1 protein-coding gene is annotated in these 627 nt (G+C 41.9%); it reads left to right on the top strand.

Annotated elements, in window-relative coordinates; genetic code table 11:
* A partial coding sequence (locus tag ACFIL3_RS10955; RefSeq protein WP_375682293.1) for a biopolymer transporter ExbD occupies nucleotides 1-399 on the top strand: 399 nt, incomplete at its 5' end.
* Between the last annotated feature and the right edge of the window lie 228 nt (nucleotides 400-627).

Raw genomic sequence — 627 nt, 5'->3', positions numbered from 1 at the left:
CCTCTTTATGTTACGTTGCAAAAAGATCGTTCTCTTTACATTGGTGATCATCTTGTAGAACAAGCAGCTTTGAGAGACGCTTTGTTGAGGGAAACGACGCAAAATTTAGAGACAAAAATTTTAATCAAAGCGGATAGCGAAATTGATTATGGTACTGTCATCGATTTATTAAATCAAATACGCATGGCTGGATATCATAAAATCGGTCTTGTAGGATTGCAAAACTCTACCAATCTTGTCTCGAGAGGTGAGATCAATAATAAAACAACAGGGGTAGCGAACGCTGCTGTCGATGGAGCGGGCGGTAGCGCGGGCGGTAACGTTGTGGGGCATGTGGATGCCGTAACAACGAGCACTACGGGAAACGCTAATATTCCAGCCGATGTCTCTGACCAGTGATAAAAATAGCCTTTGTTGCAGGAAGCAAAGCATATTACTCAAACTCGTAGAGTGAAATTGATGAGGGTTCCGTGGATTTATTAAACCAAACACGCATGGGTTTGATATTACGCAGGGGGTTCATATATTGAATCGGTTTTTTAGGATTAAGCTCTACTCATCTTGCCGCAAGAGGTGCGATCAAGAAAACAGCAGAGGCGATTGTTGTGTGTCTTAATACATCTTAAA

This window comes from Bartonella sp. CE47NXGY, assembly GCF_042195415.1.
Taxonomy (GTDB): Bacteria; Pseudomonadota; Alphaproteobacteria; order Rhizobiales; family Rhizobiaceae; genus Bartonella.
This window is presented reverse-complemented; position numbering and strand designations above follow the sequence as displayed.